20 protein-coding genes are annotated in these 25,208 nt (G+C 33.7%); 10 read left to right on the forward strand and 10 right to left on the reverse strand.

The window, feature by feature from the left end:
* Positions 1-137 precede the first annotated feature (137 nt).
* Entirely contained in the window at positions 138-2,525 is a 2,388-nt protein-coding gene (locus ACE94K_RS02075) for an inorganic phosphate transporter (protein WP_378179262.1), read from the reverse strand.
* Between the two features lie 509 nt (positions 2,526-3,034).
* On the opposite strand from ACE94K_RS02075, the gene ACE94K_RS02080 reads away from it, so the two are divergent.
* The 3 genes from ACE94K_RS02080 (at position 3,035) to ACE94K_RS02090 (ending at position 7,832) form a co-directional block, all read left to right on the forward strand.
* Positions 3,035-3,397: a toxin-antitoxin system YwqK family antitoxin gene (locus ACE94K_RS02080; protein ID WP_378179264.1), complete on the forward strand. Its 363-nt coding sequence runs from the start codon at positions 3,035-3,037 to the stop codon at positions 3,395-3,397.
* 377 nt (positions 3,398-3,774) lie between these two features.
* On the forward strand, positions 3,775-6,630 hold the full coding sequence (locus ACE94K_RS02085; RefSeq protein WP_378179267.1) for a TonB-dependent receptor domain-containing protein: 2,856 nt from the start codon (positions 3,775-3,777) through the stop codon (positions 6,628-6,630).
* Positions 6,631-6,668: 38 nt separating this feature from the next.
* On the forward strand, positions 6,669-7,832 hold the full coding sequence (locus ACE94K_RS02090; protein WP_378179270.1) for a multidrug transporter: 1,164 nt from the start codon (positions 6,669-6,671) through the stop codon (positions 7,830-7,832).
* Between the two features lie 72 nt (positions 7,833-7,904).
* Here the strand turns inward: ACE94K_RS02090 and ACE94K_RS02095 are convergent, their stop codons facing one another.
* Complete coding sequence (locus tag ACE94K_RS02095) at positions 7,905-9,311, reverse strand: MATE family efflux transporter (protein ID WP_378179273.1); 1,407 nt, start codon at positions 9,309-9,311, stop codon at positions 7,905-7,907.
* A 308-nt stretch (positions 9,312-9,619) separates the two neighbouring features.
* On the opposite strand from ACE94K_RS02095, the gene ACE94K_RS02100 reads away from it, so the two are divergent.
* The 3 genes from ACE94K_RS02100 to ACE94K_RS02110 all read left to right on the forward strand — a co-directional run bounded on the left by ACE94K_RS02100 (position 9,620) and on the right by ACE94K_RS02110 (position 11,651).
* Positions 9,620-9,952: a T9SS type A sorting domain-containing protein gene (locus ACE94K_RS02100; protein ID WP_378179277.1), complete on the forward strand. Its 333-nt coding sequence runs from the start codon at positions 9,620-9,622 to the stop codon at positions 9,950-9,952.
* Between the two features lie 92 nt (positions 9,953-10,044).
* Positions 10,045-11,025, forward strand: a complete 981-nt coding sequence (locus ACE94K_RS02105; RefSeq protein WP_378179280.1) for an acyl transferase — start codon at positions 10,045-10,047, stop codon at positions 11,023-11,025.
* A gap of 176 nt (positions 11,026-11,201) precedes the next feature.
* A complete protein-coding gene (locus tag ACE94K_RS02110) occupies positions 11,202-11,651 on the forward strand; it encodes a YHS domain-containing (seleno)protein (protein WP_378179283.1) in 450 nt (149 codons plus the stop codon).
* A gap of 145 nt (positions 11,652-11,796) precedes the next feature.
* Here ACE94K_RS02110 and tyrS read toward each other — a convergent pair whose 3' ends face one another.
* The 3 genes from tyrS to ACE94K_RS02125 all read right to left on the reverse strand — a co-directional run bounded on the left by tyrS (position 11,797) and on the right by ACE94K_RS02125 (position 14,522).
* Positions 11,797-13,092 carry a tyrosine--tRNA ligase gene (gene tyrS / locus ACE94K_RS02115; protein ID WP_378179285.1) on the reverse strand — a complete coding sequence of 432 codons (1,296 nt, stop codon included), beginning with the start codon at positions 13,090-13,092 and terminating at the stop codon, positions 11,797-11,799.
* A 93-nt stretch (positions 13,093-13,185) separates the two neighbouring features.
* Positions 13,186-13,929: a tol-pal system YbgF family protein gene (locus ACE94K_RS02120; protein ID WP_378179288.1), complete on the reverse strand. Its 744-nt coding sequence runs from the start codon at positions 13,927-13,929 to the stop codon at positions 13,186-13,188.
* A gap of 5 nt (positions 13,930-13,934) precedes the next feature.
* Positions 13,935-14,522: an RNA polymerase sigma factor gene (locus ACE94K_RS02125; RefSeq protein ID WP_378179291.1), complete on the reverse strand. Its 588-nt coding sequence runs from the start codon at positions 14,520-14,522 to the stop codon at positions 13,935-13,937.
* 172 nt (positions 14,523-14,694) lie between these two features.
* Between ACE94K_RS02125 and ACE94K_RS02130 the strand changes: the two genes are divergently transcribed.
* Complete coding sequence (locus ACE94K_RS02130; protein ID WP_378179294.1) at positions 14,695-17,610, forward strand: CHAT domain-containing protein; 2,916 nt, start codon at positions 14,695-14,697, stop codon at positions 17,608-17,610.
* A gap of 104 nt (positions 17,611-17,714) precedes the next feature.
* Positions 17,715-18,725 carry an NAD-dependent epimerase/dehydratase family protein gene (locus ACE94K_RS02135; protein ID WP_378179297.1) on the forward strand — a complete coding sequence of 337 codons (1,011 nt, stop codon included), beginning with the start codon at positions 17,715-17,717 and terminating at the stop codon, positions 18,723-18,725.
* Here the strand turns inward: ACE94K_RS02135 and ACE94K_RS02140 are convergent.
* Genes ACE94K_RS02140 through ACE94K_RS02150 form a run of 3 tightly spaced genes read right to left on the reverse strand, consistent with a single transcriptional unit; the run spans position 18,694 to position 21,310 of the window.
* Complete coding sequence (locus ACE94K_RS02140) at positions 18,694-19,239, reverse strand: DUF4296 domain-containing protein (protein ID WP_378179300.1); 546 nt, start codon at positions 19,237-19,239, stop codon at positions 18,694-18,696. The genes ACE94K_RS02135 and ACE94K_RS02140 overlap by 32 nt on opposite strands.
* Positions 19,236-20,576: a dihydroorotase gene (locus tag ACE94K_RS02145; protein WP_378179303.1), complete on the reverse strand. Its 1,341-nt coding sequence runs from the start codon at positions 20,574-20,576 to the stop codon at positions 19,236-19,238. Before ACE94K_RS02145 ends, ACE94K_RS02140 begins: the two co-directional genes overlap by 4 nt.
* 2 nt (positions 20,577-20,578) lie before the next feature.
* Positions 20,579-21,310, reverse strand: a complete 732-nt coding sequence (locus ACE94K_RS02150) for a polyprenol monophosphomannose synthase (RefSeq protein WP_378179305.1) — start codon at positions 21,308-21,310, stop codon at positions 20,579-20,581.
* A gap of 173 nt (positions 21,311-21,483) precedes the next feature.
* Between ACE94K_RS02150 and ACE94K_RS02155 the strand changes: the two genes are divergently transcribed.
* Both ACE94K_RS02155 and ACE94K_RS02160 read left to right on the forward strand, forming a co-directional pair.
* Positions 21,484-22,137, forward strand: a complete 654-nt coding sequence (locus tag ACE94K_RS02155; RefSeq protein ID WP_378179308.1) for a DUF4271 domain-containing protein — start codon at positions 21,484-21,486, stop codon at positions 22,135-22,137.
* Positions 22,138-22,169: 32 nt separating this feature from the next.
* The gene (locus ACE94K_RS02160; RefSeq protein ID WP_378179310.1) at positions 22,170-22,916 is read left to right on the forward strand and encodes a uroporphyrinogen-III synthase; all 747 of its coding nucleotides are present in this window, start codon (positions 22,170-22,172) and stop codon (positions 22,914-22,916) included.
* Positions 22,917-23,016: 100 nt separating this feature from the next.
* Here ACE94K_RS02160 and pckA read toward each other — a convergent pair whose 3' ends face one another.
* Both pckA and ACE94K_RS02170 read right to left on the reverse strand, forming a co-directional pair.
* A complete protein-coding gene (gene pckA, locus ACE94K_RS02165; RefSeq protein ID WP_378179313.1) occupies positions 23,017-24,633 on the reverse strand; it encodes a phosphoenolpyruvate carboxykinase (ATP) in 1,617 nt (538 codons plus the stop codon).
* A gap of 67 nt (positions 24,634-24,700) precedes the next feature.
* Positions 24,701-25,084: a DUF423 domain-containing protein gene (locus ACE94K_RS02170; RefSeq protein WP_378179316.1), complete on the reverse strand. Its 384-nt coding sequence runs from the start codon at positions 25,082-25,084 to the stop codon at positions 24,701-24,703.
* Positions 25,085-25,208: the final 124 nt, after the last annotated feature.

Here is a 25,208-nt window from a genome sequence, read left to right on the forward strand (position 1 = left end):
TAATAATTACATCACTATTCGTAAATATACTAGGTTAAAATGAAGTTTTGATAAACATTCAACTTTGAAACGATAAACTAACATAAAGATTTTATAAGCATAACCTTAAGTTAATATTATAAAATATCCTCCAAGTACTAATCCTGATGATCTCGATATGTAGTCAACAGATTCATAGTGGCTGTTATAAGATCTTTCGTCTCTGTTAATAATCCAAAATAAAGCGTAGTATTTTTAGGACTACTTTCTTCTGTTCTTGTCCGCTCTACTTGCTTTTTAATTTTATCATTTACCAAAATAAACAATTCCTGCTTTTCTTCTATGATATTGTTAAGACTGCCGAACTCTCTTTTGTCAAAAATATCCTTAATACTACTAAAAAATTCCTGCAATTGATCTTCAATCTCTTTGAGATCTTTGATTTGGTTAAATCGTAATTTCTTATGGTTATTATTAACGTGCTTGTGGCTGTTTTTAGAAATATATTCGAGAGACTGAGTAATATCTTCCAAGTGTCCTAAAATCGAAATATAAAAACTACTGGCTCCAACGCTCGATTCATCCAGGTTCTTTATAAAATAAAAAATACTATCTCTCAGCTCCTCTACTTCTGTTTCTAATTTGGCAATTCCTTTTCGGCTTTTTTTAAGTGCAGTCAAATCATATTTTGCCAAACTATCAATAGTGTTCCCATAAATTTTATTCCCCCTGTTTACGAAAGACTTAATATTATCTGCACTTTCCTCAATCACTCCTTGAATTGAACTGCTCTCGGATTTCTTAAGACTATCTTCTGCCTTATCAGCTCTGGTTTTATTACGATATCTAATCGTATTTCTCGCCAATAGAATGATTGCCACAAGAAGTAAAACACCTGTCATAATAGGCTGATTGAAATTGATCAGGAACGCTATTAATGCTGCTGCTAAAAAAGCACTTATTGCGGTAAAGAACCACCCTCCAATAACATTTAACACACCAGCAACACGATATACAGCACTCTCTGTTCCCCAAGCTCTATCTGCTAATGAGGAACCCATCGCCACCATAAACGTTACATAGGTGGTAGATAAAGGCAGTTTCATAGATGTTGCTATAGAAATTAACACACCGGCAACCATTAAATTAACAGCAGCTCGAACCATATCGAATGCCGGAAGATCTTCTTTTCTAGTACTAGCAGATGCTGGCATTTCTTCAAACTGTTTTTCAGAAAACTTCTTAAAAGATTCTGGAGTAACAGAAGATATTACCTCAGAAACGAAAACGGTTCCTCTTACTACACCTCTCGACAGAAAATTTGGACGAAACTTTTCATCTCCATCTCCCTGACGTGATAAATCTATTGAAGTTTTAACTACATTTCTAGCTTTTGAAGAAAACCAAAGTGTTAAAACCATAATAAGGCCTGCAAATAACAGTATTAAGGTAGGAGTCTCAGCTTTTCCACTCAAAGAAGACATTAAAAACTCATTAGCAGGGACTCCCGATGCACTCCAATCCAAGTATGACTTATATGCCGCAATAGGAACACCAATAAAGTTCACCAAATCATTTCCTGCAAAAGCTAAGGCCAACGCAAAAGTTCCTACTACTATAATAAGTTTATAAATATTAGTTTTTAAAATGGTCATGAATCCATAAGAAAGTAAAGACAATAGCCCAAAGCCCGATACAACGATCGCTAAAACATTCGTTTCTAAAAAACCTCTCAATGTGGTAGAAATAGTTCCTGCTTCTACGTCAATCTTAAACAGATCTTTTTTCGCATCTGCTAATTCCTTTATTGTCTCATAGGAACTCTCAAAGTGTAAATTTGCCCATTCCAAAAAACCCAGTCCGGTATCATTAGATAAAACATCTACAATTTCTTTCGCGTAGTTAGTTCCTTTGATTCCTTTTATGAAAATAAAATAAAGTATAGCGGTGAGCGCAATTCCTCCAAACAATGCACCTACCCATTTTGCCTTTTTCTCAAAATTAAAAGATAATAAGAGTCTGCTTATATACTGCACTAAAGCTCCTATTGAAAAAGCAACTACTACAGATAGTAATATCCCAGCAATGATTTCACCGGCTTTTTTAGTGTTTATGTAATTACCTAAATCTCCTAATGAAAGAGATGAATCAGCGGCAATTTTAATCAGTGCAACACATACAGCCGCTCCCAACAACTCAAATACTATCGATACGGTGGTGGAAGTTGGCATCCCTAAAGTATTGAAAAAATCCAGTAGTAAAATGTCCGTGATCATAACCGCCATAAAAATGATCATAATTTCGTCGAAGTAGAATTCGCCGGGAACAAAGATTCCCTTACGGGCTACTTCCATCAAACCACTCGAAAAAATGGCCCCAGCAGCAATTCCTATACTAGCTACAATCATAATGGTTCTAAAGGAAATAGCCTTAGAACCTATGGCCGAATTCAAGAAGTTAACAGCATCATTACTCACGCCAACAACTAGATCTGCAATGGCCAAAATAGCCAAGGCAACAATCATCAAAATATAAATGTCGTTCATATTCTTCTCACAATCTTATGAACCACAAAAATGTTACTAAAATTCTAGTCGTATGTTATTGAAATGTTATCTTTTTTACACTAAGTCTAAACGAGATAGTGTTTAAGTAATCGACAGATCATCAGCGAAGGAATTCCATTCGAATTTTAATTTTTAAAAAGACAGTGAATTTACAAAACGACCTCAAAGCTTATTCCACAATCGCAAAAGCATAGTATTTTCAGAAAGTTACTGATCAAATGTATGATTTTGACCATAATATTGACGTTCATAATTGTTGCCGTATACTCTACATAGTTCAATTGAAAACCTTCGTAAAATTAGGTCAAGTTATGTACTGAAAGAATCTAATTATAGCCGTTTTTAAATTTGATAACATTACAAGAATCTTATTTTCAATACTTTATATACTCAATGTTAATTTAATGTTACCTAAATGTTGCTTAAAAGTAAAATTAATGTTACATTTGTAATGCAAACATTAAGTACACCCCAATAAAACATATATTATGAAAAATTTAATCTTAACATTAGCGATTCTTTTTTCAGGAGTAATGATGGCTCAGAACGCAAAACCTACTTTTGAAAAACAAGGAGATATAATTAAAGGAACTTACTTTTATGAAAATGGTGAAATTCGTCAACAGGGATTTTACAATAAAGAAGGAAAGCTTCACGGTGAATGGAAATCTTTTGATAGAACCGGTAAAAAAATTGCCTTGGGACAATATCAGAATGGAATAAAAACAGGAAAATGGTTTTTTTGGGAAAATGAAAAACTTTCTGAAGTAAATTATTCTAAGAATACCATTGCGTCTGTTACAACTTGGTCAAATAAGAGTGATGTTGTTGTAAATTATAACGATAATTAAATTTGCCATATAACTTTATATGAAGCGCTCTAAAATTTTAGAGCGCTTTTTTGTTTCAATGAAGTAATAAACATATAACAAATGATGTTTTTTCACTGAAATCCTGGCGTAAACAAATTCTATTATTTAAAATTCATACATCTTACCTATATCTTACTTTCCTTCTTAACAATTAGGTAACTATCCATAAGAACAACTCAAAACACTTAACCTACAACACTTTAAACTAAACTCATTAAATAGATTATTCATTTAACTTCTCTGTTTAGACAGTTTCAGATAACAATTACATAACATTATAATGACTCTTATTTAATTTTTCAGTAACGCACAGGTAACAATAGCTAGCGTTATTTGCACCGAATTTAGAACACGTTATGAGAAAAATTGTAATTCTCTGTGCATTATTCGTTGTTGGAATAGTGGGTGCGCAGGAAACCGGTTCAATAGCCGGTACTTTGCTTGATAAAGAAGCAAATAATCAACCTTTACCTTTTGCTAACGTCTTAATAAAAGGGACCAGCAAAGGAACCACCACAGATTTTGATGGTTTATACAGTATAGAAAACCTGGAACCAGGAACCTATACAGTAGAATTTAGTTTTGTTGGGTATGAAACCTTAGACAAAGAAGTTATTGTAAAAGCGAATGAAACCACCACAGTTAACGTATCAATTGGCGCAAGTGCAGCAGCCTTAGATGAAGTTGTTATTAAAACAACTAGTAGAAAAAAAGAAAGTGTGCAAGCACTACTTTTAGATCAAAAAGGTGCTGTGGTTCAGAAACAAAGTATTGGCGCTCAAGAACTTTCAAATAAAGGAGTAAGCAATGCAGCTTCGGCTGTTACCAAAATTTCTGGAATTTCGAAACAAGAAGGCGGTGGTAATGTTTACGTTAGAGGTCTTGGAGATAGATACCTAAACACCACATTTAATGGGTTGTCATTACCCGCAAATAATGTTGATAAAAAAAATATAGATCTTGGTCTATTCTCTTCTGATGTTATTCAGAATATTGGCGTTAGCAAAACGTATGCTGCTAATTTTTATGGTGATTTTGCTGCGGGTAATGTAGACATTATAGCCAAAGAGCACGCTGGAAAAGCATATATCGATGTGGATCTAGGAAATAGTATAAATACTGCTGCTATCGGACAAAAATTCATAAAAAGCGAGGGGACAGGATTTTTTGGTTTTTACAATAGATACAGAAATGATCCTTTTGCTGTTGTTTTATCGCACGGAGTAGACCCTATTTCTTCAGAAGGACCTGTAGGACTTTCTGGATCAATTACCACAGGTAAGTCGTGGGACATTGGTGAAGAATCAAAACTAAGCATTTTTGGAACCGCATCCTTTGGAAGTAGCTATGAATATCTAAGAGGTGAAGCCGCAAACGTAACTGCAGCAGAAAATCAAATATTTAGAGATACAGAAATCTTTGAATATAGTCGTACCACGACAGCAATGACAAACATCGTATATCGTATTAATCCAGATCATAGGATAAAATTTACTTCCTTGTTCATTAATGACGCTCGAGATGAAGTAGGGCGTTTTGGTATTGATGGAAATGGTTTTAACCGAAACACCATTGCTGACATTGACGATTTTGGGTTTTTTACTCAAAATGTACAATTCGAACAAGATATGATCTTTGTTAATCAGTTATCTGGAGTTAGTGATATTAGTGATAAAATAAAAGTAGATTACGGGATTGGTTTTAACAGCGTTCTGGCTCGCCAACCGGATAGAAAACGTCTTGCATTAGAACAGTTTGATCTAGCCTTAGACAACGACCCAAGTACGAACCCAGTTCTTTTTCGTAATGTAGATTTTGATAATCAACGTTACTTCCAAAATATTGAAGATCAAGAATGGAATGGTCGTGTAAACGTATCCTACGAGCATAAAGAAAATCTATCCTTTAATTTTGGATATAATGGACGTATAAAACAACGTGATTTCGATAACCAACGTTTTGGATTAAGTATTATTGAACCAAGAACAGAAGTTACTAATGTTAATGATTTCAATTCAATTTTTAATATTGATAATTTAGGTGTTACCTATAATACCGTAGTGATAAACCCACTAGATCCTTCGAATGGATTAGGAAATACAAACCTTCCTGGGCTTCCAGAAAATACTTATACCGGCAACCTAGATATTCACGCCTTATATGCGAATGCAATCTATAAATATGGAGAGAAGTGGACATTTGTTCCCGGACTACGTGTAGAATCTTTCAATCAAAGTATTGAATATAATGTGATCAACCTTGCGTTCAACAACCCTGGGCGTAATGAAGCAACAGAAACTTTTTTATTACCTAGTTTAAATGTAAAATATGCATTAAACGAAGATCAAAACTTGCGTTTTTCTGTTAGTAGAACGGTTTCTAACCCAGAGTTTAAAGAAGTAGCTCCTTTTGTTTATGAAAACGTAACCGATCGTATTGGAGGTAATCCAGACTTATTAAATGACCCTGCATTCTCCTCAATCATTAATTTAGATTTAAAATACGAATGGTTCTTTGATCAAGGTCAGATATTTTCTATTGCTGCTTTCGCAAAGCAGATTAACGATCCTGTAAACTTAGTATCTGCAAATGATGCAACAGGAACACAACGTTTCTTTAGAACAGGAGACAAAGCGGAAGTATTTGGTATCGAATTAGAAGCACGAAAAGCATTATTACAAAACGCTGAAGAAGAAAATCTTCTTTCTGCTGGTGTAAATATTACCTATACCTCTACAAAACAGGATTTAAAAACAGTTTCCGGAACTTTCAACACCAATTTTAATAGAGACTCTGATCAATTACAAGGTGCATCACCATTTTTGATCAATGCAGATGTAAGCTACACCCCAACTTTTGGAGATTACAAACCAGTAGCAAACCTTGTATTCTCTTACTTTTCTGATCGAATAGATGCACTTGGAGCTGGGCAATTAGGAAATATCGTAGAAAAAGGAGTGCCAACTCTAGACTTCGTTTGGAAGAATAAAGTACGAGAGAATTTTGAAATCAACCTTAGTGTTAAAAACTTATTGAATCCTACGATCGAAAGAGTACGTGAAAATGCTACGATATCAGAAGACGTGCTTACCACTTTTGGCATTCCATTCACTAGAAATACAAATAATGAAATCAATCCAATAGAAGAGTTTGCTCTTTCGAGTTATAAGAGAGGAGTAAATATTGGATTACAATTTAAATATACATTTTAACTCATTTTAAAAAACAAAATTAATCAAAATAAAAACCCATGAAAGCAAATATATTTCTTTTAAAAACCCTTGTCTTTGCATTGCTTTTTGCATCCTGTGCAAGTGATGACACAGCAGACATTACGATTAATATCGACGGTAACGGTTCTCCTATAGATCCTACTGGCGAAGTGATAGGTGGAACTTTAACAGAAGACCTTACACTAGAATTAGGTACAGAGTATTCTCTTAACAGCGCTCTTATCGTACCTGAAGGTATTACCCTTACTGTAGAGCCAGGGGTAGTAGTAAGAGCTGCTACTGGATCTGATGTATACATAGCTGTACTACAAGGTGGAACTATCAATGCTGAAGGAACTTCCTCTAATCCTATTGTATTTACCTCTGCTACTTCTACTCCTAATCCTGGTGATTGGGGAGGTCTCATTATTTTAGGTAGAGCACCTATAAATTCTGTTGTTGGAGGTGATGCTACTTCTACTTCTGAAATCGGAGGATTACCCTATGGTGGTAGTATAGCAGATGATAACTCTGGTATCCTTAGATATGTTCGTATCGAATATTCTGGAGGAGCGGCAGACGCAGCTTCGGAAAACAATGGATTTTCATTTTATGCAGTAGGAAATGGAACTACTATCGAGTTTATTCAGGCTTTTGAAGGAGCAGATGACGGAGTAGAGTTTTTTGGAGGAACTGTGAACGCTTCATTTATATCTGTTGTTGGTGCTCAGGATGACTCTGTAGACTGGACTGAAGGATTTACAGGAACATTAACAAATGTATACATCGAGCACAGACAATCTCATGATAAAGGAATAGAAGGTGATGGTTTTAACACCGATATAGGAAACAACTCTAATCCTGTATTTTGGTCCGCACCTACAGTTACAAACCTTACTATCAATGGACTTGGTTCTTCTAATGAGAATGAAGCGATCCGATTACGTGCAGGAACAAGAGCTATATTTACCAATGTTCTTTTGGAAGGTTTTGCAGAAGGTTTTGACCTTGATGACACCGAAACTGGAAACGGTGTTTTAAATGATGAAACTTCTATTACTGATATTACTTTTGATGATATCACACTAAACCTTAAAAATGATACTGGAGCTACTTTTGACGAAAGTGATGTAATCTCTGGTGTAGGTAATGGAACTGGTGCAGATTACAACTCATGGAATTCTGGTTGGACACGCAACTAATACGTCTTAAAAATTCAGCCAACAATAAACAGAAAAGCACCTTGTTCACCATCAAGGTGCTTTTTTATATGATCAAACCTTCACAGACTTCCAATTCCCTTTTCTAAACCACACAATGGCTATAACTGCAATTAAAATTTCGGCAAAAGTAATTGCTAAAAATACTCCCATAGCACCCCAATCAAAAACAATTGCTGCCAGATATGCAAACGGTAACTGGAACACCCAAAAACAGAAAAAGTTGATAATGGTAGGAGTTTTAGTATCTCCTGCTCCGTTAAAAGATTGAATAATCACCATGCCATATGCATAGAATACATAACCAGCCGCTATGACTCTCAGACTTAAAGCTCCATACGTAACAACTTCTGGCTCTGAGCTAAAGATTTTGATTATTACCTCTGCAAACACCAGGTAAAATACAGATACAAAAAGCATAAAATACGCATTGTATTTTCCGGTCTTCCATACAGATTGTTCTGCACGATCCGGTTCGCCAGCTCCCAGATTTTGACCAACAAGTGTTGCCGCTGCATTACTCATCCCCCAGGAAGGCATTAAGGTAAACATCAATACTCGGATTGCAATCGTGTATCCTGCCAGCACTTCACTACCAAATTCTGCCATAATTCTCATTAAAAACACCCAACTGGAAGTTCCTATAACGAACTGACCAATACCACCAAGAGATACCCTAATTAGATTTAACATTACTTTGGATCGCAAAACAATATCTTTCAAAGTTACTTTGATCTTGCTCCATCCAAAGAAAAGGATGGTCAATTGAAATAACACTGCACTACCTCTTCCTATCGTTGTAGCAATTGCAGCTCCCTGAACCCCAAAACCAGGAATAGGTCCAAAACCGAAAATAAAAAGAGGATCAAGAATTATATTCAGAACATTAGAAACGATTAACACTTTCATTGCAACAGAAGCATCTCCTGCACCTCTAAAAACGGCATTGATTAAAAACAACAGCATAATCGTTATGTTTCCTCCCAAAAGCACTTGTGTATATCCATATCCCTCTGCTATTAAATCAGGTTCGGCTCCCATAAGAGTTAAAATTTCCTTTGGAAACAGTATTCCGATGATACTAATAATTATGGAAACTGAAATCCCTAATAATATGGACTGGACTGCCGCTTGAGAAGCTCCTATCATATCCTCCTCTCCAACTCTACGCGCTACTATTGCAGTAACCCCCATACTGAGACCAATCGCTACGGCATATATCAAAGTAATGACTGATTCTGTTAATCCTACTGTGGCTATGGCATTTGGCCCCAGGCTAGAAACCCAATATGCATCTACTAACGCAAAAATAGACTCCATCATCATTTCAAGGATCATAGGAACTGCAAGCATAAATACTGCTTTGCGAATGCTACCGGATGTAAATTCTTGTTCCTTGCCAGTTATAGCTATCTTAAAATAAAAAAATAGTTTAGAAAGTGTAAGCTTATTAGATGTCATAAGTGAAAGAATTATGATTAGAAAAAAGGAATAAAAGGAAGCTCTTAAGAAGATTTTTCTTAATTACACAATATCGAAAATGATATTTCCCAAGCGATGTTCATAATTCTTATAACTTCATAATGAGACAAATATCTTGTTTTTTTAGGAAATACGCAAAACAAATTACAAACCTTAATTTAAGAAGGCTAGATCCATAATTTTTTTATCAAATCGATAATACGTAGAGAATTAACATTAAAAAAAAGAGTTCGTAACTCAATTTTTAATAAAATATTGTACTTTTATGGTCCCAAAATAATGTTTTTATGAAAAAAATCTACTTACTACTCATATTTATCGGTATTATAAGCCTCTCCTTTTCGACTGGAGCACAGGCACAAACTACTTTTAGCACTATTGATCAAGAAGAAGAAATCCAGGTTTTTCCTAATCCTGTTTCTGGTAATGTTCTTAACATAACCTCTAAATCAGGTAAGTCTATGACTTGCAGGGTATTTAGTGTTCTGGGTAAAACAGTATTATTTAAAGTAATAACTACTCAAGAACAGCTTGATATATCTGCACTACCACCAGGAGTTTACGTACTTAGAATCAAAGTAGGAGAAAAGGTTTTTACGAAAAAATTAATTAGAAAATAGTAACAAAGATTTGTTTTATATACAAAACACCCTGCTATAACGGGGTGTTTTTTTTTACCTTTGTTTTAAACAAAATACCTTTTTCAACTTCTATGCCGGCTGAAACTATTTTTACAATTCAAAATGATCAGGATTTTGAAAAAGCTGCATTGAGAATTTTTCGTCATCAATATATCAATGGTAATGTTTACCAACGATTTTGCAATCTTTTGGGCATCGCTCAAAGCTCAGTAAAAACTATAAAGGAAATCCCGTTTTTACCCATAGAATTTTTTAAAAAAGAAAAAATTCTCAGTTCCACTTCTAATATTCAAGAAATTTTTACTAGTAGTGGAACCACAGGTAGTATCACCAGCAAACATTATGTAACGGATTCAAAAATTTATCAAACTAGTTTCCAAAAAGGATTTCATTTTTTTTACGGAGATATAAAAGAGTATACAATTCTGGCCCTGTTACCATCGTATCTGGAACGAAACGGATCTTCTCTGGTATATATGGTCGATGCACTTATAAAAAAGAGTCAAAAACCAAAAAGTGGATTTTATTTAGACGATACAGAAAAACTAGTCACTATTCTTAAAAAACTTTCAAAACAAGGCGAAAAAGTACTTCTTATAGGTGTTTCTTTCGCACTATTGAATCTGGTCGAAAACCATCAAATAGAGCTGGATGACAATACCATCATCATGGAAACCGGAGGAATGAAAGGAAAAAGAAAAGAAATGATCCGAGAAGAATTACATCAGATTCTTAAAAAAGGTTTTGGTGTTTCTAAAATTCATAGTGAATATGGTATGACAGAATTGCTATCGCAGGCATACTCTAAAGGTAATGGGATTTTTCATTGCCCACCGTGGATGAAAGTTAGCACTCGTGACCCAGAGGATGCTCTAACATCTATGAGCACGGGCCAAACCGGAGGTATTAATATTATAGATCTGGCTAATATAAATTCCTGCTCATTTATTGCAACCCAGGATCTTGGTAAAACTTATGCTAATGGTAGTTTTGAAATACTAGGCAGGTTTGACCATAGTGATATAAGAGGATGTAATCTGATGTTACTATAAATTATTTTTTTGCAACGTTTACTTTTCTAAAACGTATTTATAAGTGTAAGTAAGTTTAGAGTATATGAAAATCAAATGCTGTTCCTATATCTCTTAAAACTTATAATTATGTTAAAGTTGTAATGTTCTGATTTTTTCACGACTGAATAGACGTAACAACAAAACAACAACATAAAATGAAAAAATTCTTTGTCATACTGTTTTTAGGAATGTCATTGGTCTTAAGCGCACAACAAATAGATTATAATGTTAAAAAAGGATTTGTGGCTGAAGGTTATGATGTAACTGAATATTTTAATAATAAAGCTGTAAAAGGAGAAAGTAAATTTACTGTAACTCACGACAATGCAAAATACAAATTTGCAAGTCAGGCAAATCTGGAAAGGTTTAAAAGCAATCCAGAAAAGTTTGTACCTCAATATGGTGGTTACTGTGCTTATGCGATTGGAGCTAAAGCAGAAAAAGTTGATATTGATCCTGAAACATTTGAAATAAGAGACGGTAAATTATATTTATTCTATAACTCTTGGGGAATCAATACGCTGACTAAATGGAATGAAGAAGGAGCTACAGCATTAAAAAATAAAGCCGATGTAAATTGGCAAAAAATAAAAACGAAAAAATAATCGAGTACATCGATAAACATATAGAACGCTAAGTTTTTTTCAATAATTGATTGGTTAGTTGACAAAGCCTGCTAAGAAGAGATTCTTGCAGGCTTTGTTTTTTATTTAATTAAATTTTAAAAAGTCTAGTATAACTGTTCTTATTCTAAACCGCTCTGATTACAAAATAATTTCTTCTTCCTCTTTGTAGTAAAATAAACATATTATTAATCAAATCATCTGCACTAATAGCGTATCCTTCTTTTACTTTTTCTTTATTCACAGATATCGAATTCTCTTTCAGTGCTCTACGTGCCTCTCCATTTGACTTTAAAAATCCCGTATGTTCTGCTAGAGCTCCTATAATATCTAAACCATCTACTATTAAGTCTTTAGAAATTTCTGCTTGAGGTACACCTTCAAAAACATCTAAAAATGTCGCTTCATCCAAACCTTTTAAATCTTCAGAAGTTGATTTCCCGAATAATATATTAGAAGCTTTAATTGCATTCTCCAGATCTTCCTCAGAATGCACAAGGATAGTTATTTCATCTGCTAATTTTTTCTGAAGGATTCTTTGATGAGGAGCTTCGGTGTGAGCAGTAATCAAACTTTCTATTTCTTCTTTGGTCAGAAATGTGAAAATTTTAATATACTTTTCTGCATCCTCATCACTTGTATTTAACCAGTATTGGTAGAATTTATAAGGAGAGGTTCTTTTAGCATCCAACCAAACATTTCCTCCTTCAGATTTACCAAATTTAGATCCATCAGATTTTGTGATTAATGGGCAGGTTAGTGCGTATCCTTTTCCACCTCCAATACGTCTAATTAGCTCTGTTCCTGTCGTAATATTGCCCCATTGATCACTACCCCCCATCTGTAATGTACAATTATGCTCTCTATATAAGTGCAAAAAGTCATATCCTTGCACCAATTGATAGGTAAATTCTGTAAAAGACATCCCATCAGAAGACTCGGAAGAAATTCTATTCTTCACAGAGTCCTTTGCCATCATATAGTTTACGGTAATATGCTTACCCACATCTCTTATAAAATCAAGGAATGAAAATTCTTTCATCCAATCATAATTATTTACTAAAACTGCTGCATTTTCAGCTTTATTTTCAAAATCCAAAAACTGGGCTAATTGAGCTTTTATCGATTCCTGATTATGTCTTAGTGTTTTTTCATCCAAAAGATTACGCTCTGCCGATTTGCCCGATGGATCTCCAATCATTCCTGTAGCACCACCTACTAGAGCAAAAGGCTTGTGTCCGGCCCGCTGGTAATGTGCTAGTAACATAATAGGCACTAAATTTCCAATATGTAAAGAATCTGCTGTAGGATCAAAGCCAACGTATGCAGCCCGCATCTCTTCCATTAGATATTCTTCTGTGCCTGGCATAGCATCATGTAACATTCCTCTCCAGCGTAGTTCTTCTATAAAGTTTACAGCCATTTTAGTATAATTCAATTAGACGCGGCAAAGATAAAAATATGGATTATATAGCGCTACGATTCACCAAGAAATCGTTTTATTGAACTTGGCCAGTTACAATTCTTTAAACTTCTCTATCAATTGAGTGGCTTTTTCTTTGTAGATTCCATCATATCGAATGATGCTTTTAAGAAGCTCCCACGATTTTTTAATTTCTCCTAACTTAAGATATGTAAGGGCTTGATACCAGCTGGCATCTTCAAAATAATTACTGGTATCTGTTATGGCCTCGAACTGCTGTAGTGCTTCTTTTTCTTTATCAAGATGGAGATAACTGTTTCCGAGATATAATCTTAACAAATCTGATAATGCAGTAGAGTTGGTATTTTTTAGGGCAGTAACTACTTTTTGGTAATTCCCATTAGCATAGTTTTTCTTGATAAGTTCCATTTCATTTACCTCGCCTCCTCTAGTAATATCTTCCACCGGATATGGTTCATAATAGGAAATATATAGATTTGAATAATTATCAGAGGTATTGAAATTATTCCAAAGCAAAGTTCCAAGTCCAATAAGAACCACGAAAAAAGCAGCTATTTTAAAATACGAAAAGTAGGAGCTTGACCTACTCGAAGATTCTTCCTGCCTAACCTCGTTATTGATTTTTTGTAACTTTTCTTTAAAATGAAGCGTGTCAGAATCGCTTAATATTTCGTGCAACTTACGATGTTTTTCAACTTCGAGTGTGAGTTCAGGGTCAGAAGGCATTTCATTTTCAAAAGCAGTTAGCTCTTTTTCTGACAATCTCTCGGTTAAATATCCTTCTATTTTTTCAAATAATTCCTGAGTTCTTTCCATACCAATTATTCTTTTTCAGAGATCATTTTTAACTCCTGATAAGCAGGGTCCTTTTCTATCCTCTCTATGAGTGCTTTTTTGCATTCAAATTTCTTTTTACGCGTGTATCCTTCAGAATATCCAGTAATCGTCGCTATTTCTCTCATGCTATTACCTTTAAAAACAAGTTCTAACAAATCTTTACAAGCATTACTTAAGGCAAGAAAGTGTTTGCGATACAAATGCTCACGTTCTTTATCCTCTATCTCTTGGGCGATAGACATTTCAAACTCTTCATCTCCATCAATTATTTCGCTATCTACAATCAATTTCTTCTTCTTTCTTAACCGACTTCTCCATAAATTCTTACATACTGCATACAAATATGTCCGGATAGAAACATTGTTGTTCATATCCAAAGAGCCTGACTTCAATTTTTCATAAATTACTATCAAAGCATCCTGAAAAATATCTTCTGCATCTGTATCCTCACCAGAATTTTGGAGAATAAAACCTTTTATATAATTATAATTTTTTTTGTAAAAAGTTTTAATTACCTCAGAATCTCCAGCTGCAATTCCTTCTAAAATTTTTCTCTCCTCAATGCTGCTCATGGGTTAATGTCATAAAACAGTGATCTGTTACCTTTTATTATGATATTTATTTTATGCGGTAAAAGTAACATTTTTACGTTCTTTGTTATAAATATATAGATATTACTATGTGATTATTATAAAGATGACGAAAAAGTCAGAACCAATAACAGGTTAAATTCATTGGCAACCTATGAAACTACTACAATATCTTTTTGATATTAAGATTTTTTGTTTTTTTATATTCATTATTTCATATCACAGTATTTGTGCTCAATCACCACAAGATACTATCAAGGCCAATGAGTATTTAAAAAAGGCTGAATCCTTATTATCAGAAGGTAACTTGCAGAGTTCTGTTACTTACTTTAAAAAAGCCCTAAATATCGAGTCTAAATTACACGGCGAAAATCATGAAAAAGTTATAATTTACTACGATCGAATAGGACTTATTTACAAAAATCTAGGAGAGCACGAAGTAGCTCTTGATTATTTCAATACGTTTTTAAAGTTAGCGATTAAGCGGTATGGATTATATCATTTTTATGCTGGCTATGGTTTTTTAAACATAGGACTAACCTATCAAAATTTACTTAGATACGATTTGGCTTTGGATAACTACGAAAAGTCTTTAATAATTTTTCAGTACTGCAAAAAAAAGGACATGATTGCATTTATATATGACAACATGGGAAATGTTTTTACCAAAAACGGAGAGGATGAGAAGGCTATTGAATATTATCATAAAAGCATCAATATTGGATCAGAATTATTTGGTGAAGATTATATTGAAAACGCTAAAAGCTACAAGAATATCGGAGCTTTGTATACTAATGAAAAACAGTACGAAAAAGCGTTACTCAATTATAAAAAGAGTCTAAAAATATACCTTCAAGCATATCGAGAAAAAAACATTAAAGTAGCAAGTCTAAATTTTGATATTGCAGATTTACATTATGAAAAAAAAGAGTATGACACTTCATTACAATTTTATGAAAAGGCACTTTTGGGATATAAAGAAGTGTTGGCTGCAGATCACCCAAAAATCGTAAATTTAAATTTACGAATAGCAAATATTTACACAAAAAGAAAGAAATATGACAACGCCTTACAATATTATGAAAAAGGTCTTGACATATTTAAAAACAGGTATGGCAAAACGCATTTACTAACTTCAGATTTCTACTATAGTATCGGAACAGTATATAATGAAAAAAAAGAATTTGAAATTGCAATTTCTTATTTTGATAAGGCTGTAATAGCAAATAAAAAAACAAAATATCCTGATAAGGAATTAGAAGAATTTGATCCCAGTCAATACTATGATTCTAAATTACTTTTAAAAGTCCTTCACGAAAAGGCTAAAACCTTATACGTAAGCTATCTCCAATTTAAAAATGATGAAGACTTACACAAAAGCTTAAAAATATATGAGCAAGCAGATATTCTGATTGATTATATTCGAAAATCTTATCAGGATTATCAGCAAAAATTAATTTTCGCTTCAAAAACAAGAGAGATGTATTCTGATGCGATAAAAGCCCAGCTATTGTATCACAAGAAATTTGCTAAAAAATCTGCATTGGAGAAAATAATTTATTACGTTGAAAAAAGCAAAGCCAATATGCTTAAAGATTTAATAAACGAGTCCAAAACAAAAGACTTTGCAGGATTATCCAAAGAATTATTAGAACTAGAAAGAATTCAAAGAATTAATAGGTCTTTTTATCAATCCAGAATCATCGAAGAAAGATCTAATACTGAAATAAATCATGAAAGAATAACTGAATACGAAAGAAAGTTGGCATATCTAAAAAATATAGAAGATTCGATAGCATTCATATTAGAAAAAGATTATCCTAAATATTATGAATTAAGGTATAAGAAAACAGTTGTTCTAGTTAGCAAGATTCAAAAAATGCTTAAGGACAATACTACACTATTGGAGTTTTTCATCTCTGATGACAAGATTTATGCCATTACCATAACTAAGAAAGAGATTGCAATAAAAGAAATGCACATACCTAGTCTCGATCAAAAAATTACAGAGTTTAGACAATCCATAAAAGATAAGAATACTCAGAATTATAAGGCAGTTGCCAATCAGTTGTATCAGGATCTAATTGCACCGACAAAAAATCAATTTGTCGGCAAAGAACTCATCATTGTACCTGATGGAAGATTATGGTACCTCAATTTTGATTTATTATTAAGTCAGAAAGATGTTTCTAATAACCCAAAAGAATTATCGTATTTATTGAATGATTATGCTATTTCATATGCCAATTCGGCAAATTTACTTTTTTCAAAAAACCAAAAACGTATTTTTGACTTTTCAGAAGTGCAAAAAGAATGTTTAGCCTTTTCGTTTTCGGGCAATTCAGCTTTTCAAAATTCAAAATCCATAAGCCTCTCAGCCCTTACTGAGTATGAGAACGACCTACCTGGTACCCGTAAAGAAATCAAAGCCATTGCTAATATAATTAATGGAAACTATTTTTACGGATCAGAAGCTGTGGAAATTAATTTTAAAAAGAATGCCGGACAGTATAGTATTTTACATTTAGCACTACACGGTGAAGTAGATAATGAACGACCTGAGAACTCTAGGCTATATTTTACCAGAAACAATGACTCTATTGAAGATAATCTGCTGTATAGCCACGAGTTATTTTCATTGAATATACCGGCAGAACTCACTGTGCTCAGTGCCTGTAACACCGGAACAGGTAAAATTGCTAAAGGAGAAGGTATTATGAGTTTGGGAACAGCGTTTCAATACGCAGGTACCAAAAGTTTACTATTGAGCAGTTGGGAAGTATCGGATCAGACCACCCCAGAGTTAATGAAGAACTTTTATACTAACATAAAAGATGGCATGAATAAAGCCGAAGCATTACAACAGGCTAAATTACAATACTTACATAACGCAAGCATGAACCGTACACATCCGTTTTATTGGGGTGGATTTTATCTATTGGGTGATGTTGCCCCGGTTCAGTTTAGTACAGATTATACTTTATATTGGGTAATTGGATTCGTAGGATTAATGCTATCATTTCTTGTTATATTTTGGTATAGAAAAAGAAAATCGCTTTCCAAAACATAAGTATGTTTCGTAAAAAACAAACTCCAACAATATCAAAAACATATCCTAAAGAAAAAGAAGTTTTTATTGCTAATTGTGTACATTAGTATTATAGAATAAAAACTATGATATTAGTTACCGGAGCAACTGGCTTAGTAGGTACACACTTATTAATCAAGCTAGTAGCAGAAAAATATCCAATACGGGCATTGTATAGAACCGACGCTAAAAAAGAATATGCCAAGAGCGTGTTTGTCAAATGCTGTAAACCCGAAGATCAACTTGCCTTTGATGCTATTGATTGGATTCAGGCTGATCTTAATGATATTCCTGCTTTATCCTCTGCATTTAAAGATGTTACTCGGGTATACCACTGCGCTGCGATGATCTCTTTTAATCCTTCACATTACAAAAAACTTCGTAAAACCAACATCGAAGGAACTGCCAATATTGTAAACCTATGCCTTATTAATAATGTAAATAAATTATGTTATGTAAGTTCTATTGCTACCTTAAGCGAAAAATCATCGCAAGATCCTATAAATGAAACGGCAGAATGGAATCCTGAAATCTCAGATTCTGTATATGCTATTACAAAATATGGAGCAGAGATGGAAGTCTGGCGAGGTACTCAAGAAGGACTAGATGCCGTAATTGTCAATCCAGGTATTATCATCGGTCCTGGTTTTTATAATTCAGGAAGTGGATATCTTTTTAAAAGGATTCATCAAGGTTTGAATTACTATGCAACGGGAACAACAGGATACGTTGCTATAGACGATGTTATTAAAATCATGCATCGTTTGATGAATAGTGAAATTAAAAATGAACGATATATATTGATAGGTGAAAACCTAAGTTATAAAAATGCAATTACCCTCATTGCGCAAGCACTTGGCAAACCTGCTCCGAAGAAAAAGCTTACTCTATTTTTAATGAAAACTGCGTACTATCTGCAACAGCTTGGTTACCTGTTTTTCAGGACTAAAAGAGTTATTTTTAAATCTTCTATAAAAAGTGCTTTTTCTAATACCTTTTATGAAAATGAAAAAATAAAGAAAGAGCTCACTTATAGCTTCACTCCAATTCAAAAAGCGATCAAAATTACTGCTTCTTTTTTCTTGAAGGAGCGTTAGTTTTATTACTTCTTTTTTTGATTGCTGTTTCAATTTCTTGTTCGATCAGTTCTTCATCGGTCAGTTTAATTTTATCCAAATCTGAAGGTAATATTTTTGAATCTTGAAGGCCTTCTTTGGATCTTTTAATAGAGTCCTGTATTTTCTTTATAGAATCTTCTTCTTTTTTCAGTTTTTCATATTTGATTTTAGATCCCTCTATATTGCTTTTCACCTTAGTAAAAATCTCTTCATATTCATCTAACTGACTTGTATACCAGCTGTTATTTTCTGCAAATACTATACTATCAATTCCGTGTTTTTTTAGAATGTATTCCTCCGGATTAATTTTCTCTATATCAAAAACTTTTTTATAACTACCTTTTGCCGCTTTTATGAAAGCAATATCGGTAAGTATCTCGACCATTTTATCTTCTGAAATAAGATTCTCTGGTTTAGGTGGTTTCTCTAAACTTTGGCAAGAGTAAACGAGAAGTACTAAAAAGAGAATGCTGTAAGTGAATCTTGTTTTCATCGGTCAAAGGTTAATCGTTGCGCATTCTTCACATCATAGAACTTAAAATTCTTATATACCAAACTTCCGTTCACAAAAGTATGGGTGATTCTAGATGTAAAGGTTGTTCCTTCAAACGGAGACCAACCACATTTATAAGCTATATTCTCGGTATTTACTGTCCAGGGTGCATTAAGATCTACCAATACAGCATCAGCACAGTATCCTTCCTTTATAAAACCTCTTTTTTCTACTTGAAATAAGATGGCAGGGTTATGGCACATCTTTTCTACAATTTTCTCGAGTGAAATCTTGTCTTTATGGTAAAATTCCAACATAGCAGGCAATGCGTGTTGTACAAGTGGTCCTCCAGAAGGCGCTTTGGTATAGACGTTATCCTTTTCTTCTTTCGTATGAGGTGCATGATCTGTAGCGATTACATCTAATTTATCATTCAGCAACGCTTCAAACAATGCGTCTCTATCCTTTGACGTTTTTACTGCAGGATTCCATTTGATCAAGGTTCCTTTTTCTTTGTAGTCCTCATCAGAAAACCAAAGATGATGTATACACACTTCTGCGGTAATTTTTTTATCTTTTAATGGAATATCATTGGTAAACAATTCCAGTTCTTTGGCTGTAGACAAGTGAAAAACGTGCAATCTAGCCCCCGTTTTTTTGGCAAGAGCAACAGCACTAGAGGAAGACAAATAACACGCCTCCTCACTTCTTATGATGGGATGTAGCTCAATGGGTATATCATCTCCGTATTGTTCTTTATATCTTGCTGTATTATTTCTAATAGTTTCTTCGTCTTCGCAGTGCACAGAAATTACTAAATCAGTAGATGAGAAAATCTTTTCTAATACTCCAGGATCATCTACCAGCATATTCCCAGTAGAAGATCCCAAAAACAGTTTAAGCCCTGCAACTTTTTTTGGATCTACTTTTAATATCTCCTCGAGATTATCATTAGTCCCGCCAAACATAAAAGAATAGTTAGCATAACTCGTATTGGCTGCTATTTCAAACTTCTGTTCCAGCTTTTCTATGGTAGTAGTTTGGGGATTTGTATTAGGCATTTCAATAAAAGAGGTAATCCCACCAGCAATAGCTGCTCTTGATTCGGTTTCTATCGTAGCTTTGTGTGTTAGTCCCGGTTCTCTAAAATGTACCTGATCATCAATAACGCCCGGCAAAAGATATTTCCCTTCAGCATCAAACACTTGTACATTAGGTGATTTGGCGCTAATCTGAGGAGCTATTTCTTTAAAAAAGCCATTTTCTATATATACATCGCCATTAAAAATCTTTCCTTCATTAACAATATTAGCATTCTTAATCAATACATTATTCATGATTATATCTCGTATCTATTAAACAAACTCTTAAATTTCATTCTTAAAACTCCAAAGACGGCTTCAGAAATAATTCCTTTACTCATTTTTGAAGTACCCCGTGTTCTATCGGTAAATACTACAGGTACCTCTTTTATTTTAAATTTTAAAAGATATGCTTTGAATTTCATTTCAATCTGAAATGCATATCCAACGAATTTGATTTTATCCAGATTAATTTTTTCTAAAACTTCTCTTTTGTAGCAGATAAAACCAGCAGTTGTATCGTGTATATCCATACCTGTTATAAATCGCACATATTTTGATGCCAGCCACGACAACAATACTCTGCTCATAGGCCAGTTTACCACGTTTACTCCGGTAACATATCTAGAACCAATTGCTACCTGAGAGGTTCCTTTAGCACAGGCATTATAGAGTCTTATAAGGTCATTTGGATTATGCGAAAAATCAGCATCCATTTCAAAAACGTACTCATAGGACCCAGCCAAAGCCCACTTAAATCCAGCAATATAAGCAGTACCCAATCCTAATTTTCCTTTACGTTCCAGCAGAAAAAGTCTTTCTTCATATTCTGATTGTAATTCTTTGACTTTTGAAGCAGTGCCATCCGGAGAATTGTCGTCTACAATCAAAATATCAAAATCACGCTGAAGAGAGAACACATTTTTAATAATACGTTCTACATTATCAATTTCATTATAGGTAGGTATGATAACTACGGCATCTACCATGTAAAATGTTTTCAGGCAAATATAACTAAATAATTACTAGATTATTTTCAGTTTTTTACTCTTATCAATGTTTTAGCTATATGACTTTATACTAAAATCAATGTTGCATTCTTATTTACTATATTTTATTTTCCTATGTAGTAAGTATGGTGTAATTTTAACCCGTTCTTATTATGGAAATTATTACAAGAGAAATCATATCAACAGACTGGATCACTATTGTACTACTAGTGTGTTTTACTCTTTTAGCAGTAGCGAAACTTCTAAACTCTGTTCGCTTTTCTGAATTTGTAATGCTCTTCAATACGAATAAATATGTCGTCCTTAATCAAAAAGGAAATAAACTTTCTAGTTTATTTAACGGTATCCTAATTTTGGTACAGATTCTTTCTGTATCCTTATTTATACATTTATGTATTGATGTATTAGAATGGCAAATTCATCACATTGATATCGTCCTTTATTTTAAGATAGCATCTCTTTATTTCTTCGTTCTAATTGGTAAAGTTTTGGTAGAAAAAATAATTTCTACAATTTTTTCTATAGAAACTTTAATTGAAGACTACTTATTTTACAAAATATCATATCGCAATTTTTTGGGGGTAATATTGTTGCCTCTCAACTTATTATTCATTTATACTGCAAAACCTTCAAAAATTGTTGTTATTATCCTAGTACTATCGTTATTGATCCTAAACCTCATCGTACTTTTTTCTGTCTATAAAAAGAATGAAAAGGTCATTTTAAACCATTCGTTTTATTTTATTTTGTATCTTTGCGCACTTGAAATCGCACCCTATTTTATACTGTACAAGTTAATCAGATAATTTAGGTAGCCATTTACAAATAAAGACTATATATGAAAGTGAAAACGATTTTGGTCTCACAGCCAGAGCCTAAAGTAGAAAATTCACCTTATTTCGAGCTCGAGGAGAAGGAAAAGGTAAAAATTGACTTTATACCGTTTATTCACGTAGAGGGCGTAGATGCTAAAGAAGTGAGGCAACAAAAGGTAGATTTATCTCAGTACACAGCGATTATTCTTACCAGTAGAAATTCTGTGGATCATTTTTTTAGGATTGCTGAGGAAATGCGTTTTAAAGTTCCTGATTCGCTTAAATATTTTTGTCAGAGTGAAGCTGTTGCTTATTATTTACAGAAATATGTAGTCTACAGAAAGAGAAAGATTTACGTTGGAAAACGTACATTCCAAGAGCTTACTCCATTGATAAAGAAATACAAAACCGAAAAGTTTTTATTACCTTCATCGGATCAATTAAAGCCAGAAATACCGGATACGTTAAACGAATTAAAGGTAGAATGGAAACAAGCCGTTTTTTACAAAACGGTTGTAAGTGATCTTTCTAATTTGCGAGATGTTTTTTATGACATTCTTGTATTTTTTAGTCCTTCAGGGATTAAGTCATTATTTGAAAACTTCCCGGACTTTAAACAAAATAATACTCGCATTGCTGTTTTCGGAAATTCTACAGTAAAAGCTGCAGAAGAACACGATTTGGTCGTAAATATACAAGCACCGACTCCTGAGACGCCTTCAATGACGATGGCACTTCAAAAATATATTAAAGAGGCTAATAAGAAATAAGTCATTCACTTTTCTTTATTAAATTCAATCAATAAAAAATTAAAAACCCTGAAATTTTTGAATTTCAGGGTTTTTAATTTTATAATAATTCTTTTCTATTTTAAAACGCATATCGCTGCGGTCCTCCTCTTCGGATTTCTTCATTCGCATACGATTCAAATTTCTTGAAATTCTCTCTAAAAGCATTTGTCAATTTAAACGCTGTTTTGTAATAAGCTTCGTCGTCATTCCAAGTAGCTCTAGGACTCAATACAGTTGTTGGCACACCAGGACATTCTCTTGGTTGTGCTACTCCAAATACTGAGTGAATATGATAGTTATCGTAAGAATATAATCCTAAATCACCATTAAGCACTGCCTGGATCATAGCACGTGTATATTTTAATTTGATTCTAGTTCCAACGCCGTAAGGTCCACCGGTCCATCCGGTATTAACCAACCATACATTAACACCAGTATCTTTCATTTTTTGAATTAACATTTCTGCATACTTTGCAGGGTGCAATGGCATAAATGGTGCCCCAAAACAAGCTGAAAATGAAGGAGTGGGCTCTACAACACCTGCTTCTGTCCCAGCTACTTTTGCGGTATATCCCGAAATAAAGTGATACGCTGCCTGACTAGGAGTTAACTTAGAAATGGGAGGAATCACACCAAAAGCATCCGCTGTTAAAAAGAAAATATTCTTAGGGTTTTTACCAATAGAAGGTTCTTTAATGTTTTCAATATGGTAAATTGGATAACTTACCCGAGTATTTTGAGTAATCGACGTATCAGCATAATCCACCTCTCCATTTTCGTCTATGATTACGTTCTCAAGAATAGCTCCTTTTTTAATTGCGCCATAAATTTCAGGTTCGCTTTCTTCTGAAAGGTTAATAACTTTGGCATAACACCCTCCTTCAAAATTAAAAATACTATTCTCCTTAGTCCAACCGTGTTCATCATCACCTATTAATTTACGATCAGGATCCGTAGATAATGTAGTTTTCCCGGTACCTGATAGTCCAAAAAAGATAGCCGTATCTCCTTTTTCTCCAACATTGGCAGAGCAATGCATTGGTAAAGTATTCTTATATACGGGTAATATAAAATTCAGTGCTGAGAAAATCCCTTTTTTAATTTCACCAGTATAACCAGTTCCACCTATTAGTGCTATTTTTTTTGTAAAATTTAATATTGCAAAATTATGCTGCCGTGTTCCATCCACAGCCGCATCCGCCATAAAACCTGGAGCGTTAATAACTGTCCATTCGGGATCAAAATCCTTCAACTCCTCTTCAGTAGGTCTTAAAAACATGTTATAAGCAAACATATTAGACCAAGGATACTCATTGATCACTCGTATGTTCAATTTATAATCCGGATCCGCACACGCATAACTATCCCTCACGAAGATTTCCTTATTTGAAAGATATGCAGTTACCTTATCATACAATGCATCAAAAGCTTTAGGCTCAAAAGGAATATTGATATTACCCCACCAAACTTTGTCAGAGGTTATATCATCTTTCACAATAAAACGATCCATTGGAGAACGACCAGTGAACTCACCGGTATCTACTGCTAATGTTCCTGATTTTGTGATTTTACCTTGTCCTTTTTGCACCGTTTCTTCCTGAAGGTCTTCAGGAGATAACTGGTAGCGTATTGTTGCATTTTCAATACCGTAATGCTTTAACGAAATCGTTTTCGTAATTGGATACAGTGGTTCCATAAAAATATGTTGTGTTTGTTATGTCTGACAAAATTATAAATAAAAATTACACTAGCGGCTATAAATATCACTTAATCTTAATTAGTGATATAATAAAGAAGATCCATCCTAAAATTAACAAAAAACCTCCCAAAGGTGTAATAAAACCTATACTCGACAAAGAAATCCCTAAAACCTCATCAATCACCAAAAGGTAAATTGAACCCGAAAAAAAGATGATTCCACTCAAAAAAAAGTAAAAAATTCTTTTTTTAGCAACCTCATCTAATATTGTCACATTTCCTAAAAGTATGCAAACGATTGCGTGATACATTTGATACCGTACACCTGTGTTAAAAGAGCTAATATTATTTGAGTCTACCAACTTCTCTAATCCGTGAGCTCCGAATGCACCAAATAATACTGCAAATAAAGCAGCCACGGCACCTGTAATCAAAATTGTTTTATTCATTCGTGTTTTGGCAATAATTGACTATTATTATAAACAAAAAATAAATTTTAAACACATTTTCCTGTAATATGTAATGAATACGTTAAAATTGCGAACTTACTTTTTGATCTATTTACTACATTCG

It is taken from the genome of Aquimarina besae, assembly GCF_042434905.1.
GTDB lineage: Bacteria > Bacteroidota > Bacteroidia > Flavobacteriales > Flavobacteriaceae > Aquimarina.